The organism is uncultured Chitinophaga sp. (assembly GCF_902168175.1).
Classification (GTDB): domain Bacteria; phylum Bacteroidota; class Bacteroidia; order Chitinophagales; family Chitinophagaceae; genus Chitinophaga.
On sequence record NZ_CABHOU010000059.1, the window covers coordinates 293,321 to 308,283 of the forward strand.

The 14,963-nt window shown below is 47.1% G+C and carries 11 protein-coding genes; 5 read left to right on the top strand and 6 right to left on the bottom strand.

Features of this window, described 5'->3' with window-relative positions:
* Positions 1 to 14 precede the first annotated feature (14 nt).
* From QZT80_RS13325 to QZT80_RS13335, 3 genes are all read right to left on the bottom strand, one after another.
* Positions 15 to 3,431 (bottom strand): TonB-dependent receptor, encoded by a 3,417-nt coding sequence (locus tag QZT80_RS13325; RefSeq protein WP_295122533.1) that lies wholly within the window; start codon positions 3,429 to 3,431, stop codon positions 15 to 17.
* A gap of 128 nt (positions 3,432 to 3,559) precedes the next feature.
* Positions 3,560 to 4,582 (bottom strand): FecR family protein, encoded by a 1,023-nt coding sequence (locus tag QZT80_RS13330; RefSeq protein WP_295122535.1) that lies wholly within the window; start codon positions 4,580 to 4,582, stop codon positions 3,560 to 3,562.
* Between the two features lie 127 nt (positions 4,583 to 4,709).
* Positions 4,710 to 5,333 carry an RNA polymerase sigma-70 factor gene (locus QZT80_RS13335; protein WP_295122537.1) on the bottom strand — a complete coding sequence of 208 codons (624 nt, stop codon included), beginning with the start codon at positions 5,331 to 5,333 and terminating at the stop codon, positions 4,710 to 4,712.
* A gap of 319 nt (positions 5,334 to 5,652) precedes the next feature.
* On the opposite strand from QZT80_RS13335, the gene QZT80_RS13340 reads away from it, so the two are divergent.
* On the top strand, positions 5,653 to 6,240 hold the full coding sequence (locus QZT80_RS13340) for a TetR/AcrR family transcriptional regulator (protein WP_295122539.1): 588 nt from the start codon (positions 5,653 to 5,655) through the stop codon (positions 6,238 to 6,240).
* A gap of 81 nt (positions 6,241 to 6,321) precedes the next feature.
* On the top strand, positions 6,322 to 7,071 hold the full coding sequence (locus tag QZT80_RS13345) for an SDR family oxidoreductase (RefSeq protein ID WP_295122541.1): 750 nt from the start codon (positions 6,322 to 6,324) through the stop codon (positions 7,069 to 7,071).
* 50 nt (positions 7,072 to 7,121) lie between these two features.
* Here the strand turns inward: QZT80_RS13345 and QZT80_RS13350 are convergent, their stop codons facing one another.
* From QZT80_RS13350 to QZT80_RS13360, 3 genes are all read right to left on the bottom strand, one after another.
* On the bottom strand, positions 7,122 to 7,883 hold the full coding sequence (locus tag QZT80_RS13350; protein WP_295122543.1) for an SDR family oxidoreductase: 762 nt from the start codon (positions 7,881 to 7,883) through the stop codon (positions 7,122 to 7,124).
* Positions 7,884 to 7,973: 90 nt separating this feature from the next.
* Complete coding sequence (locus QZT80_RS13355; RefSeq protein WP_295122545.1) at positions 7,974 to 8,363, bottom strand: AraC family transcriptional regulator; 390 nt, start codon at positions 8,361 to 8,363, stop codon at positions 7,974 to 7,976.
* 32 nt (positions 8,364 to 8,395) lie between these two features.
* Positions 8,396 to 9,595 carry an anhydro-N-acetylmuramic acid kinase gene (locus QZT80_RS13360; RefSeq protein WP_295122547.1) on the bottom strand — a complete coding sequence of 400 codons (1,200 nt, stop codon included), beginning with the start codon at positions 9,593 to 9,595 and terminating at the stop codon, positions 8,396 to 8,398.
* A 129-nt stretch (positions 9,596 to 9,724) separates the two neighbouring features.
* Between QZT80_RS13360 and QZT80_RS13365 the strand changes: the two genes are divergently transcribed.
* From QZT80_RS13365 to QZT80_RS13375, 3 genes are all read left to right on the top strand, one after another.
* Positions 9,725 to 10,471: a DeoR/GlpR family DNA-binding transcription regulator gene (locus QZT80_RS13365; RefSeq protein ID WP_295122549.1), complete on the top strand. Its 747-nt coding sequence runs from the start codon at positions 9,725 to 9,727 to the stop codon at positions 10,469 to 10,471.
* Between the two features lie 62 nt (positions 10,472 to 10,533).
* Positions 10,534 to 13,566, top strand: a complete 3,033-nt coding sequence (locus QZT80_RS13370) for a SusC/RagA family TonB-linked outer membrane protein (protein WP_295122551.1) — start codon at positions 10,534 to 10,536, stop codon at positions 13,564 to 13,566.
* A 30-nt stretch (positions 13,567 to 13,596) separates the two neighbouring features.
* A complete protein-coding gene (locus QZT80_RS13375) occupies positions 13,597 to 14,922 on the top strand; it encodes a RagB/SusD family nutrient uptake outer membrane protein (protein WP_295122553.1) in 1,326 nt (441 codons plus the stop codon).
* Positions 14,923 to 14,963: the final 41 nt, after the last annotated feature.

Here is a 14,963-nt window from a genome sequence, read left to right on the forward strand (position 1 = left end):
ATAACTTTTGTTTATCAGAATTTGATATCCAGTCCAAATGCGAACGTCGCGGCATTAGGATAGTTACGGCCTGCAATAGCGTTATAGTTCCTGAAGTCCAGCTTATCATCGAACTGCGTAAACTCAGGATCTACACCAATTTCGCGGAAGCGGCGGGGCATGAACGTAAGCAGGTTCTGGCTGGTGAAGTACACACGTGCGCTCTGCATTTTTACGGCCCCGGTTACCGATTTCGGAAGTGTATAACCCAACTGCAGGTTCTTTAACCTCAGGTATTTGGTATCAAACATCCAATAGTCGGAGTAAGCAAAGTTGTTCGCATTCGCAGTACCAATGGTCAGGCGCGGATAAGAAGCACCGGGATTAGTAGGCGTCCAGCGGTCCAGGTGTTGCACCATGGCGTGGTCTTCGTTATTATGGAATGCTTCCACGATATCGCCGCGCAGGTATTGGGTACGTTTACCCACACCCTGCCAGAACATAGTGAAGTCGAAGTTGCTGTAACTTACGTTGTAAGTAAAACCGAATGTATAACGCGGGAAAGGATTACCGAACACAAAACGATCGTCTGCATCAATAGTTCCATCTTTATTCCTGTCGATATACCTCACGTCACCCGGCTGTACCTGCTGGTTAAACGCGAAAGGCACTTTAGGCGCACCCTTGATATCGTCCAGGTTCTGGTACAGGCCATCGGATTTGTAACCGAAGTAAGAAGCAATCGGGAAACCTTCGCGGATAATATAAGTGAGATCGGAACCACGAATCGACTCCTGCCCAAACTTAATCACCCTGTTCAGGTTATCGCTCAGGTTAGCGCTGATGTTGTGATTGAACTTGCCGGTACGCGCACGGTAAGTAACCGCCAGTTCCCAACCTTTGTTTTCTACCTCACCTACGTTTTGGATAGATGAGCCGATACCCGCAGTACCAGGCACTACCTGCGCCAGGTAAATACCTGTAGTACGTTTATTGAAGAAGTCGTATGAAACAGTCAGCGCATTGTTGAACAGGTCTACATCCACTCCATAGTTGGCCATCGTTGAAATTTCCCACTCCAGCAGTTCGTTGAACGCGGTAAAATCAGCCCCGGCGTTACCGGTATTGTTAAACGGATACTTTGCTGCACTGAGGTTTACACGGGCGAGGTAGTTGAATCCACCGATATTGGAGTTACCCACCTGTCCCCAAGAATAACGGAGTTTCACATTACCGAACCTGTCTTTCACATCTTCCAGGAAAGCTTCGTCTGTTACACGCCAGCCGAGAGAAAAGGCCGGGAAGAACTGCCAGCGGTGACCGGGCGCCAGTTTAGAGGAGCCGTCGTAACGCCAGGTAAATTCCGCCAGGTATTTATCGTTGTATACATAGTTAACCCGGCCAAACAGCGAGTTAAGGGCATACAGCGCCGGGTTGGCAATGTCGTTGTACGTACCGATCTGGTCGTAGTTAAAGGTACCATCGGGGTTCGGAATATATCCGCCTCCAATAGCCCAGTCCGGGTCCAGGTTGGTAACACCCGCGCGGGAAGCACGCATGCCGTAAAACTCGTTGATTGCATCGCTACGCACACCAACCTGACCTTTTACGTAATGTTTACCAAAGGTATTTTCATACTCAGCGGTGGCATACACGTTGGTGGTAAGGTCTTTGTAAGAAGACGCTTCCGAGAAATTGTACATGGGCGGGTTAGCCGTTGTATAATATGGAGCGTATGAATACTTATTGGTACGGGCGTTATTCGTATTAATCGTATAATTGCCGGAAGCGTTCAGGTTAATTTTGAAGTGATTGACAGGAGAAATCACGATATCCAATCCACCCAGCAAATTATCTCTGTCAGTATTATTAAACCCACCATATTGCAGTTGCGCGAACACGTTGTTGCTGTTCAGGGCAGGCACCACATAGTTACCCAGCGAATCTTTAATCGCATAAATACGCGGCGTACGCATGGCGTCGCGCATCAGGAAGCCGATATCGGCGCGTTGCCTGTTAAAATACGATTTGGTGTACGCCAGGTTCACACTGGCCTTTACCCATTTGCTGATATCTACCGAAACGTTCGCGCGGGCGTTGTAACGTTTGTAGTTCAGGTCCTGGTTGTCCGACACATAGTCGTTAGCTAACATATTGCCCTGGTTAACATAACCCAGCGAAAGCAGGTAGCTGCTGCTTTTACCACCACCGGTAAGGTTGATGCTGTGGTTCTGCTGCGGCGTATACCTGCGGATCATTTCACGCAGATAAGCAGGCTCCGAGCCACGTGTTTTCCAGTCGGCAATTTCCTGTGGCGCATACTGAGGTGTTTTGCCAGAGTTAACCAGCGCTTCGTTTTTCAGTGCCATATATTCCCAACCTTCTACCTGGCGGGGTAATGTTGTGGGCATTTGCCATCCGTACATGCCATTATAAGCTACTGCAGGCGGCTGATCCTGTTTACCTCTTTTGGTAGTGATATAGATAACGCCGTTTGCTGCCTGAGAGCCGTATATCGCGGAAGAAGCCGCATCTTTCAATACAGAAATGCTTTCCACATCATTTGGGTTCAGGTTTTGCAAACCATCGTTACCAGTCTGTACACCGTCGATAATAATCAGCGGCGCGTTGCCGGTAAGACTACCCACACCGCGAATGTTCAGCACCATCGGAGCCCCTGGCTCGGCTGTGGCCTGTTGCAGTGTAAGGTTTGGCGCATTACCCTGCAGCGCCTGGAACATATTGGTTACGGGCCTGTTCTCAATATCTTTTGTGGATATGGTACTAATGGCTGCGGTCACCTGTTTCTTTTTCTGAGAACCATAAGCGGTGATAACCACCTCTCCCAGTTCTTTAGAATCGTTGCTCATTAATACCGTAAGTGTAGTACGGCCGTTAATGGCAATCTGACTGGCTGTAAAACCAACAGATGAGAACAGCAATGTGCCATTTACTTCGGTGTTAGGTATCTGAAGGGTGAAGTTGCCTTCTTCGTTGGTAACCGTACCAATGTTAGGCATACTTTGCAGGCGAACGTTTACTCCTGGAATGCCCTCACCGTTATCACTCACCACCCGACCTTTAATGGTCACGTTCTCCTGCTGTGAATTTACGGCGGCGGACACGTTTCCCTGTTTCAGGATAATCTTGTCGCTGATGAGCTCATAGCGGATGTCCAGCGGAGATAAAACCATCTCCAGCACTTCCGCCAGCCTCTTGTCTTTAACGTTAAGGGAAATTTTTTGTACAGCACTGATATCGTCGTTCGAAAACACGAATACATAGGGTGCCTGTTGTTCAATTTTTTCAAGTACCTCGGCCAGCCGGGCGTTTTTTACCTGGAGGCTGATACGTTTTTCAAGTGGTTTACGGGAGTCGTTTCCTTGCTGATCAAATGCCGTATGGCGCAACGTGTTGGCGGCATAGGCATTTTGCGCTTTTAGATCTGCCATGCCAAATGTAATCAGGCATGTCATAAACGCGGAACACAACAAACGGAAAAGCCCCTGATTGGGTAGCGGTCTTTTCATAACGTTTAGCGAGTTGATTTTTTACGTTGACTTATTTATTTGTGGTGGTGTTACTCATTGATGATGACCAGGCTGTCTGTAATCGTGTAATGGAACGCTTTTGACCGGGCCAGGTAATACATAATATCCTGTAAACTATTGTCCTTAAAGGAACCGGTGAGCCGGAACTGCTTAGGCCCATCCGATTGGAACTTTACCTTTTTACCGAATGTTCTTTCCAGTTCCAGGCAAATGTCTTCCAGTGCTACATCCTTAAATACCAGGCGGCCTTCCGTCCAGGCTTTTTCATCTTCGGCAGATGTAGTTTCCTTGATTACGTCGCCGCTGTTGTGGCGGTAAGTCACTTTTTCGTCGGGTGTAATAAGAATGGTATCGGGCTGATTGTTTCCCACATAACGCGGTATGAAAGCTACCTTGCCGGTAGTTACAGAAGTTTGCACCGGTTCGTTCTCATAAGCACGCACGTTAAAAGAAGTACCTAATACCTTAACGGTACCCTGCGCCAGGTGTACGATAAATGGCCTGTCCGGATTGGCGGCCACATTAAAAAACGCTTCGCCGCTGAGGTATACCTCGCGACTGTTTTTACCAAATACCGGAGGATACTGCATTTTACTGTCGGCATTCAGCCAAACCTTACTGCCATCGGCAAGTTCAATCACTGCCCGTGTAGCCTTGCCGTTCTGGCGCGATAACCACAACGCGGTGTCGGCCGGTGTTTTTAAAGCAGCGAGGTTGGCGGTACGACCGGTGGGCCAGAACATTACCGAAGCCACGACTATACCTGTTAAGGCGGCCGCTGCGGCCATCCACTTCCAACGGTTACTGTGTACTTTAAGTGATTGTTCCTCCCTGCCATGCCTGATTTTACCCAGCGTACGCTCCAATGCCTGCTCAGTATTAGCAGCTGTTTGAGCAGCCGAAGAAGTAAAATATTGTTGCATCAGATGGAACCTTGCCCTAAGGGGCTCATTATCCCGCAACAGCTCGTCCAGCTCGCGCAATTCCTCCGTGGTGGCTTCCGCCGCCAGTTTCCTGGCAACCAGAAAAATGAATTGTTCTTCGTTGATCATATGATTAGTAGAGCTGTTATCCGATTAAGGACAGGCAAAAAGGAAAAACTACTTACAGGAATGAAATATTTTTTTGTGGATGAGCAGGCCGGCCATAGCAAAGGCAGGTTCAGGCGGATGAAACACCTTACATCCAGGAAGACAAAAGAGAAATCAGTACGAGTAACGGCGGTTTTATTTTACCCGGCCGTGAGGGTAATAACGGCGCCACTGCCTCGTTCAAACGACGGATGGCCCGAAACAACTGCGTTTCTACTGTACGGGGCGAAATATTCAGGATAGCGGCAACGTCTTTATATTTAAACCCATCTTCCTTTATCAGCCTGAAAATCCTGCGACACTGCTCCGGCAAACGGTTGATTTCCACATCCAGCTTTACCTGCATTTCTTTCCACTCCATTTCCTTCTCCGGATCGGCAGATGCGCTCAATTGCGATAAACCGGTATCCAAAGGGGTAATGCGAAGCGATGAGTATTGCTGAAGATAGTTGAGAGAATGGTTTTTTACTGCTACGAAAAGATATACTTCCAGGTTGTCCACGTCCATCAGGCCGGCCCGGCGGTTCCAGATTTTTACAAATACGTCAGATACAATCTCTTCACCGGCCTCGTGCGATTGCACATACTGCACGGCAAAACGAAGCAGGCGATCATACAGCAGCCTGAACAAGCTGGAAAAGGCCTGCTCATCTCCATAACGCGCAATCTGCATTTGCAGTTCTCTTATATGATCCGTTTGGTTGGGACTCATTCCAGTATCACTGTCTTCACGTGGTTTAAATAAGTAAAACGGTTTCTGGCCGTTTCCGATGATAGGACAACGAATTTGAAGAAATTACTTACAAACGGGAAAAGTTTTTTTTGAACGGCTAACGCTAAAACGCTCATTAGCATAGTCAAATGGAACTATAATTATTTAATTATCAATCTAAAACAAAATACAGAGAACCGCTATTTTGCTAAAAAACAACCTTTTCTCAAGCGAATTCTGCTTATTACTCCTTGGAAGGTCTAAAAGGCTCATGAAAAATAAATTTGGCAAATAAGACCAATCGGTCTAATTTTACATCATGAACAAAGCAGAACGTACCAAACAGTTTATCATTGAGAAGGCGGCGCCGATCTTCAACCGAAAAGGAATGGCGGGCACCTCTATCAGTGATATCATGGAGGCTACGCAAATGGCGAAGGGTGGTATTTATGGAAACTTTGAAAACAAAGAAGAAATATGTGCGCGCTCGCTGGACTACCTGCTGCAACAATTAAATACCGCGATCGAAGTAAAACTGGCCGGACTTCCATCTTACAAAGCACAATTACTGGAATTACTGGAGTTCTATAAAAGCCAGCCCGGTAAAGAAGGCGCATCCGGTTGCCCAATGGTCAACTTTGGTGTGGAAGCCGATGACACTAACCCGGAAATCAAACAACAGATCGCGAAGGCTATTACCGCCACACAAAGCCGCATCGCGAAGATTATTAAAAAAGGCATTGAGGCCGGCGAATTTAAAAAGGGGTTTGATGCAGAAAGCTTCGCCATTAATGCCTTCAGTCTGATCGAAGGTGCTATGTGGGTCAGCAGGATGCAGAACAGCACCAGGGCTATTAAAACGGCCATCGATTCACTCAAAAAAGAAATAGATATCCAGTCGAAATAATATTTTTTTCACCAATAATAGACCGTACGGTCTATATTTTATCTCTAACAAAAGACCGATTGGTCTTAAAATACAAACATCATGAAAACAAGTAACAAACGAATTCTCGTAACAGGTGGCGGAGCAGGTATTGGTTTCTCTATTGCCAAAGCATTTTCCGGTAACGGCAACCAGCTTATCATCACAGGTCGTACAGAAAGCAGGTTAAAAAGTGCGGTAGCACAGCTCGAAAATGCAACTTACATTGTAGCGGACGTAACCAGCGAAACCGATGTAAACAACCTGGTAAAGGAAGTAAAAGCTGGCGGCGGGTTGGATATACTGATCAATAATGCCGGTACCGGCGTGGCTTATAATCTGCTGAACGGGGAATCGGCAGTAAAGAACGGCCGTTATGAAATGGAAATTAATTATTTCGCCGTACTGAACCTCATCGACCAGTTTGTACCCACGCTGAAAGAAAGCAAAGAGGCGGCGATCATCAACGTACAATCAGTTGCCTCCTACGTACCAAGCGCCATACTTCCTACCTATGGTCCAACCAAAGCGGCATTACACAGCTATTCGCAATCACTGCGCATTACGCTGGAACAAACTGCGCCCAACATACAGGTATACGAGGTTTTCCCTCCGCTGGTAGATACCGAGCTGGTAAAAGATTTCAACGGGCCTAAGCTATCGCCGGATGTGGTAGCACAGGACATCGTTGATGCCTTGCAACAAAATAATTTCGAGATCCGCAATGGCGGTGCCGAACATGTGTACCAGTTGCATTTGCAATCGCCCAAAGAGGCTCTGGCCTTGATGAACACAATGGAAGCAACTGCATAACCAACTATAAAAAAGGCGCCCTCGTTATAAGCGAGAGCGCCTTTACTTTTTTAGAGGAACATACCACCCGAAGCTTCCAGGCGTTGCGCAGTAACCCACTTGGCATCATCGCTGCAGAGAAACGCTACTACCTTGCCAATATCATCAGGCAGCCCTACCCTGCCCAAGGCGGTTTGCGAAGCAATATGTGCGTTCATCTCATCATTATCTCTTACCACACCACCGCCAAAATCAGTTTCTATGGCACCAGGAGCAATTACGTTCACTCTTATTTTACGGGCGCCCAGCTCCCTGGCCATATAGCGCGATAGTGTTTCAACCCCTCCTTTCATAGCGGCATAGGCTGCATGGCCCGGCAGGCTAAAGCGTGCCAAACCTGTAGATACATTTACAATAGCACCGCCATCGGCCAATATAGGCAGTGACTTCTGGGTAAGAAAAAACACACCTTTTAAGTGAATATTCATCAAAGTATCGAACTGCTCCTCGGTGGTTTCTGCGAATGATGCATGAATGCCAATACCGGCATTGTTTACGAGATAGTCGAAGTGCGAAGCTCCGAAAGTGTTTTTCAGTGTGCTGGAAAGACTGATAATAAAGTTATCAAAGGATTTTATTTCGCCGGTATTAAGCTGCAGGGCCGCGGCTTTACGGCCAATGGACGTAATTTGCTCGACCACTTGCTCTGCCTCATCTTTTTTACTGTTATAGGTAAGAACAATATCCACGCCCTTTGCGGCAAGGCTCAATACCATCTCTTTACCTAAACCACGGCTGCCGCCGGTTACCAATGCTATTTTATTTGTTGCCATATGCTTTGTTTTATGAATACAAAACTATGACAGCGGCAGTAGGTAAAATGATGCACTCTTAAGTATTTACACCCTAAAAATGATCCACTTTTAAGTATTTTGCTCCTGGAGTACCTTTTTACGGTATTGCAGCGGTGTAATACCGCACATCCCCCTGAAGAACTTTATAAAATTGGTAGGTTCTTTATAGGTGAGTTTAAAAGCAATGTCAGCCACAGACATGTCTGTTTCCACCAACATCTTCTGCGCTTCCGCTATAGTACGCTCTTCCATCCAGTCGCACGGCGACTTTCCGGTAGTTAGTTTAATGGTATTGGTAAGATGCACCGGGTGAATGAACATCAACTCCGCAAAATTCTTTGAATGATACATATCATCGGCCTTCCCATTGAGAACGTCTTCGAAATGGTTTTCCATGATCTGGAGAAACACTGTAGTAATTTCGTCTTTACGGGAAAGTATCTTTTTCGGTACCGGCATCAGCTACACATTTTCTCAAATTTACGGAAAACTCAGGAGGGGAAACTCACTTTGCCCATCGATACGTTTGGGATACCGTTTCTTCCTTTCCCGAAGTTCACAGATCCGCCGCATATCATTTCATTCGCAAGCACAGCGAATAGTACGGCCTCCTTCGCATCGGGATTGATATGCAGATCTTTGGTACTCAAAAAGGTACAACCAGGCAACAGTTCGGTAATATGCCGCATCAACAGCGGATTATGCATCCCACCGCCGCTTACGTAAAACCGGAATCCTTTACCGTTGTCAGTTACCGACTTAATTGCCTCCGTAATAGTTTCTGCAGAAAAGCGGCTGAGCGTGGCCATCGTATCCTCATGACTGATATCAACTGTTCCCGAAACTTCTTTCGCATGATGCAGGTAGGCCAGGTTGAATAACTCAGGGCCTGTAGTTTTAGGGAAAGGCTGACGGAAGAAGGGGTGATCCTTTAGCGCCGCCAGCAATGATGTATTTACACTCCCCTGTAACGCCACACCTGCATGCTCATCAAAATATTTTCCGTAGTGTATGCGCATGTAAGCGTCCATCAACGTATTGCCGGAACCGGTGTCGCTGCAAAACACGGCATCAGCATCAAGACTACCAGGCAGGTAGGTAAAGTTGGCAATACCGCCAATATTTAGCATTATCCTGTTTTCATCTTTTTTAGAGAAGATGAGATAATCGCCGTAAGCTGCCAGTGGTGCGCCTTCTCCCCCCGCTGCTATATGCTTTTGCCGGAAATCGCTCACGGTAATAATCCCTGTATGTACCGCCACATGATCGCCATCACCGATTTGTAAGGTAGCGTTGCCGAATTTTGCTTGTTTGTGCAGGGATTTAGGTGCATGGAAAATCGTTTGTCCATGGCTGGCTACCAGGTCTATTTCAGAAGGTTGCCTGCCCCATTTCCGCAGGCAGTCCAATATAATGGCTGCATGTTGTGTGCCCACCCAGGCATTTAAAAGACAAACTTTTTCGAGGTCGGCCATCTTCTTCGAGAACACGGCGGCGATCTCCTTTTTATAGTCTTCTCCGTAAGAAACGGTTTCAAAATCAACCAGTTCTATATTCGTATCCATGCCCGTACCGCTAAAACGGCATAAGGCTACGTCAAGTCCATCTACAGAAGTCCCCGACATCAGTCCAATAATTAAACGTTGCCCGCGGCCGGCAATTTCGTGTAAACGGGAAATGTTCTGGTTCATATGCGTGTTTTGGTTGTTTGAATAGGATTATTTGCAGCTTTATTCAGGTATTGAAGTAAAAATATGCACTTTTTTGCGTTTTTGTGAAAAATAAAGTAAGTTTGTAAGAGAGGCCAAAATCATTTGTTTATGCTTAAAAAGGAGCGGCAGTCATTTATTTTACACCAGGTAAATTTGCATAACAAAGTATTGTCGGTAGACCTAAGCCAGCAAATGGCGGTGTCTGAAGATACGATACGCCGCGACCTGAACGAAATGGCTAAACAGGGTAAATTAATTAAAGCCCACGGCGGCGCTCTTTCCAAATCCTTCCATCTTTCCATAGCTTCTGATCACGTATACGCATTAAACAGTAAAAAACGTATCGCCACCAAAGCCTGTCGCCTTATTAAAGATGGCATGTTCGTACTTACATCCGGCGGTACAACGATAATAGAACTGGCAAAGTCGCTCCCACCGGAGCTTACGGCTACGTTTATTACAGTAAGTTTACCAGCGGCTTATGAATACATTCATCATCCAAACATCGAGGTGATTTTCATTGGCGACAAAATTTCAAAAAATTCGCAGATCTCTATCGGCGGAAGTGTGGTCTCCAGAATTAAAGGCATCAGGGCCGATTTATGTTTCCTGGGCACGAATGCAATAGACATCAAAAACGGTATTACCGACAACGACTGGGAAGTGGTAGAAGTTAAAAAGGCGATGATAGAGTCGTCAGACCGCATAGCTTCCCTGTCTATCACCGAAAAATTAAACACTGCACAACGTATTAAGGTTTGCGACCTTAACTGCATTCACACCCTTGTTACAGAACTCGATCCTGAACACGAAACTCTCCAGCCATACAAGGCCACAGGCATCGAAATAATCTAAGAGTCATGTAAGCGAGAAGTATCCAACCAATTTACTATTCTTCACTTTTTAAAACTGGGTTTATGATAAGAAATTTATTGGCCGGGCGGGTAAAGGGGAAATTCTTTTCCCTGGGCCTGGTCCTGCAGCTGGTGTCCCTATTTACCTACGCGCAGACCAGGATTTCCGGAACGGTAACAGGAGCAGATGGCAAGGGATTGCCTACTATTGCCGTACAGGTACAGGGCACTAATACCGGCGCATTTACTGGCGCCGATGGCAAGTACGAACTAACAGGTAACCTGAAGAACGGCAGCTATACACTCATTTTTTCCAGTATTGGCTTTAAACCCGTGGAGAAAAAAATCGATGTAAATGGCAGCACACCTATCACAGCAGATGCAAGCATGGTGGAAGATGTGTTAGGCCTCGATGAAATTGTAGTAACCGGTAACATCGTAGCTACTTCCAAAAAGAGACTGACAAACGCTATCTCTACCGTATCATCCAAAGAAATTCAAAACACTGCTGCTACCGGCATTGACGGAGCTTTACAAGGCAAAGTGGCAGGTGCCACTATCAGTCAGAACTCGGGCAACCCGGCAGGTGGTATTTCGGTAAGGCTCCGCGGCCCCAGCTCCATAGTAGGCAGTTCGGACCCGTTGTACATTGTGGACGGCGTTATCGTCAACAATGAATCCAAACAACTGATAGACCTTGGCGGTTATGCACAAAACAGGCTGGTAGACCTGAACCCTGCAGACATCGACAGGATCGAAGTCATTAAAGGTGCCGCAGCATCGGCAATTTACGGATCACGTGCGAGCAATGGTGTGGTGCAGATCTTTACTAAAAAAGGTAAAACAGGCGCACCGCAGATAGCGTTTAATACCGCATTTAAAACCAACAGCGTTCGTAAAAAGCTGGAGTACAACGAATATCCTTTCCGCTTTAACAATGCCACTGTAACCGATACCACCAAAACAGCCGTGCAGCGTTACGATTACCAGGACGATATATTCCATACTGGTATTGGGACCGACAACTCACTTTCTGTTGCCGGCGGTACCGATGCTACCCATTATTATATAGGGCTTTCGAACTTCTATAACGAGGGTATCATTAAAAACACCAACTTTAACAGGAATGGCCTCCGGGTGAATTTATCACAGAAGCTGGGTAAGATTTTTACACTTAGCGGCGGTGCGAACTATACACTAAGCAGCAGCAACGAAATTCCGAACGGTGGTATTACCGAAGCTTACGGTGCTTTAACAGGCTTCATTTTTGCCAACAACTTTGTAAACCCGGAAAAAGATCCGGTGACAGGTATTTATCCTTCCACCGCCCCTACCGCTATTTTGCGCAGGACTAACCCGCTGGAAGCGATCGACCGGTTTAAGTTCCGCCAGAAAGTAAACCGCTTCATCGGTAGTTTGCAACTGAACGCGAAACCTATCGAAGGCCTGAACATCGATTATGTTTTCGGTCTGGATAATTATACACAGATATCAACCGCATATATTCCGCCTAAAAACACCACACCGTCTTACGATGGAGGTTTCTCTCAAACAGCGAATGCCACTGTATTACAAACCAACAACGACCTGAGCGCCAGCTACCGTAAAAAAGTGAACAGCTGGCTGGAATCTACTACCGGTATTGGTGGTACGATGCAGTACGACAGGCTTAATACCCTGGTGGCAAAAGCGTTACAGCTGGGCACATTCGGAGAAACGGTGAACAACGGTACAGCTACGGTAACTGAAAACAGAACCGAACGTTCCATTATGGGCGGTTACCTGCAGGAAACGATTGGGTTGTTTGATAAGATTTACTTAACCGGTGCGGCCAGGCTCGATGCATCGTCTGTATACAGTCCTGATAACCGCTGGCAGTTCTACCCTAAAGTGAGCGGCGCTTACCTGCTTTCCGAAGAAGACTTTTGGCGCGATTCTAAACTGGGCGAAGTAATGCCACTGGTGAAAATCCGTGCAGCCTGGGGTGAATCAGGCAACCTTACCGCCATTGGTGCTTACGATCGCTACTCCCTTTATAGCCCGGTTAATTACAGCGGCTCTACTGGTTATATTACTGCTCCTTTACTTGGCAATACGAATATCCAACCGGAAAGGCAACGTGAGTTTGAAGTGGGTGCCGACCTTTCTTTCTTAAAAGACAGGATCAGTGTGGAGTTCAGTTATTATAACAAGGACATCCAGGACATGATCCTGAACAGAACACTGGCACCAAGCACCGCTTACAACAACCGTTTCCAGAACGTGGGCGTAATGAAAAACAAAGGTATAGAAGTGATGTTGAAAGCCGTAGCTGTAAATTCCAAAGACTTCCAATGGGTAACTACATTGAGCTATACGCACAATACGAACGTGATTAACGGAGTAGAAGGTAATGGCATATTGCCTTTTGCCGGTGGCTTTGGCCAGGTAGCCGCTGTTAACGGTTACGCACTCGGCGCTTTCTACAGCACCTTCTATGCGCGTAATACCGACGGCTCCCTGTTGCTTACGCCCGGAGGATTACCACAACGTGAAAGAGGTGTGCAGGGTGCTAACGGTACTTACACCACACAACGCGATGCCAACGGTCAGCCAAGCGGCACCATCCTCAGTAAAGTAATCGGCGATCCAAATCCTAAACACATTGTTTCCTGGATCAACGACCTGAACTATAAAAAGTTCAGTCTGCGTATGCAGTGGGACGGTATGCTCGGTTTCGATGTGTTCAACTTTACCAGGCGCGTGGGCGATAATGCCAACTACGGTGGATTAAAAGGATATGAAGCAGAACTGAAAGGCCAGGTTCCTAAAGGTACCAGCGCCGCCCTGTTCTCCATCTTCGAAAACTGGATTGAGAAAGGAGACTTCGTGAAACTGCGTGAGCTGTCGCTCGCCTACAACCTGGTTCCAGATGCGGGCAGGTTGAAAAACCTGCGCATTGTTGCTTCCGGAAGGAACCTTTTCTCTATCGATAACTACAGCGGCTACGACCCTGAAATTAACGCCGCCGGGCAGGATAACGCGGTAAGAGGCTTCGACTTCGTGGAAGTACCTTTACCAAGAACTTTCCAGCTGGGCCTTAACGTTAACTTCTAATTTTCACCGGACGATTAAATGCTGAACAACATGAAAAAGAAATCAATTTATATAGGGCTTACCGTAGCGATGCTGGCCATGGGCGGTTGTAAATTAGACTACACCAATCCCAACGGGCCTACCGATAACCAGATACTCACTTCCCGCGAAGGTATGATTACCCTGGCGGTGGGTTTAAAACAATACTATTCACAGTCCTGCGTACAAAACCTGATTAACGCAGTAGGAGTAACCAGCCGTGAATTAAAAGGCGTATCCACCTTTACCAACGTACTGGAACTGGAAGCCGGCGGTACTGCGCTACCGACCTTTAATGCCAACATACTCAATCTATGGAGCGCTGAATTACGCGCCATGGGCATGGCCGACAACCTGATGAGCCAGTCGAAAGTGATACTGGCAGCAGATTTGCCGACACAAACAGGGCTTGTTGCCTTTGGCAGTTTGTTTAAAGCGATGACCATTACGGGGCTGGCTACTGCATACGAACAATTCCCGATTACTACTTCTACTGCAGGCAACGTTAGCTTCGTTACCAGGCAGGCAGGGCTCGAAAACGCCATCGACCTGCTGGATGCAGCCGTTGCTGCTATCGCCGCCAATGCACCATCTACCGAGTTCAACACCCGTGTATTGGGTAGCAATATTATCCTGCTGGATTGTATTAATACCTACCGCGCCCGTATAAACATGATGCTGGGCAGGTACGCACCCTCGCTCACCGCAGCTAACCTTGTAAACCTGGCTACCAAATCGCAGTTCGACTATACCACACAAAGTCAGAACCCTATTTACAACCAGGTAGTAATTGCCGCTAACTTTAAACCCCGTGCGAACTTTGGTTTACCTGCGGGTTTATTTGAGGCCGGTGATGCGCGCCTTAACTTCTACCTCTCCACGCCCGATGTAGTTGTTGGTGGCGAAACCCTTAAAACGATCAAAGGCTTTTTCGATGCCATCGACAAACCCATTCCGGTTTACCTGCCCGATGAAGTACGCCTGTTAAAAGCAGAAGCTATCATCCGCAGCAATGGTGACCTGAATGTGGCCAAAACATTTATCGATGAAGTACGCACACAAACCACGGGCGATCCGTTTGGGGTATACGCGGCATTGCCGGCTTACAGCGGCCCATTAACCGCCGACGCTTTACTCACCGAAGTATACAAACAACGTTCGGCCGAACTGTTTTTACAGGGCTTACGCCTCGAAGACAGCCGCCGTTTTGGTCGCCCGGCACCACCAGCCAACCTGAACCCGGTGCCCACGACTTACGAAAGAACAAGAAACTTCTATCCATACCCGGACCAGGAAAGATTAAACAATACGAATACACCTGCCGATCCGGCCATTTAACACAAACTATAATGGAGGCGCGTTACAGCGCCTCCATTACT

What these genes read in the sequence shown, in the direction of transcription:
- QZT80_RS13325 (WP_295122533.1), bottom strand. Translation starts at nt 3,431, where the DNA reads ATGGCAGATCTAAAAGCGCAAAATGCCTATGCCGCCAACACGTTGCGC.
- QZT80_RS13330 (WP_295122535.1), bottom strand. Translation starts at nt 4,582, where the DNA reads ATGATCAACGAAGAACAATTCATTTTTCTGGTTGCCAGGAAACTGGCG.
- QZT80_RS13335 (WP_295122537.1), bottom strand. Translation starts at nt 5,333, where the DNA reads ATGAGTCCCAACCAAACGGATCATATAAGAGAACTGCAAATGCAGATT.
- QZT80_RS13340 (WP_295122539.1), top strand. Translation starts at nt 5,653, where the DNA reads ATGAACAAAGCAGAACGTACCAAACAGTTTATCATTGAGAAGGCGGCG.
- QZT80_RS13345 (WP_295122541.1), top strand. Translation starts at nt 6,322, where the DNA reads ATGAAAACAAGTAACAAACGAATTCTCGTAACAGGTGGCGGAGCAGGT.
- QZT80_RS13350 (WP_295122543.1), bottom strand. Translation starts at nt 7,883, where the DNA reads ATGGCAACAAATAAAATAGCATTGGTAACCGGCGGCAGCCGTGGTTTA.
- QZT80_RS13355 (WP_295122545.1), bottom strand. Translation starts at nt 8,363, where the DNA reads ATGCCGGTACCGAAAAAGATACTTTCCCGTAAAGACGAAATTACTACA.
- QZT80_RS13360 (WP_295122547.1), bottom strand. Translation starts at nt 9,595, where the DNA reads ATGAACCAGAACATTTCCCGTTTACACGAAATTGCCGGCCGCGGGCAA.
- QZT80_RS13365 (WP_295122549.1), top strand. Translation starts at nt 9,725, where the DNA reads ATGCTTAAAAAGGAGCGGCAGTCATTTATTTTACACCAGGTAAATTTG.
- QZT80_RS13370 (WP_295122551.1), top strand. Translation starts at nt 10,534, where the DNA reads ATGATAAGAAATTTATTGGCCGGGCGGGTAAAGGGGAAATTCTTTTCC.
- QZT80_RS13375 (WP_295122553.1), top strand. Translation starts at nt 13,597, where the DNA reads ATGAAAAAGAAATCAATTTATATAGGGCTTACCGTAGCGATGCTGGCC.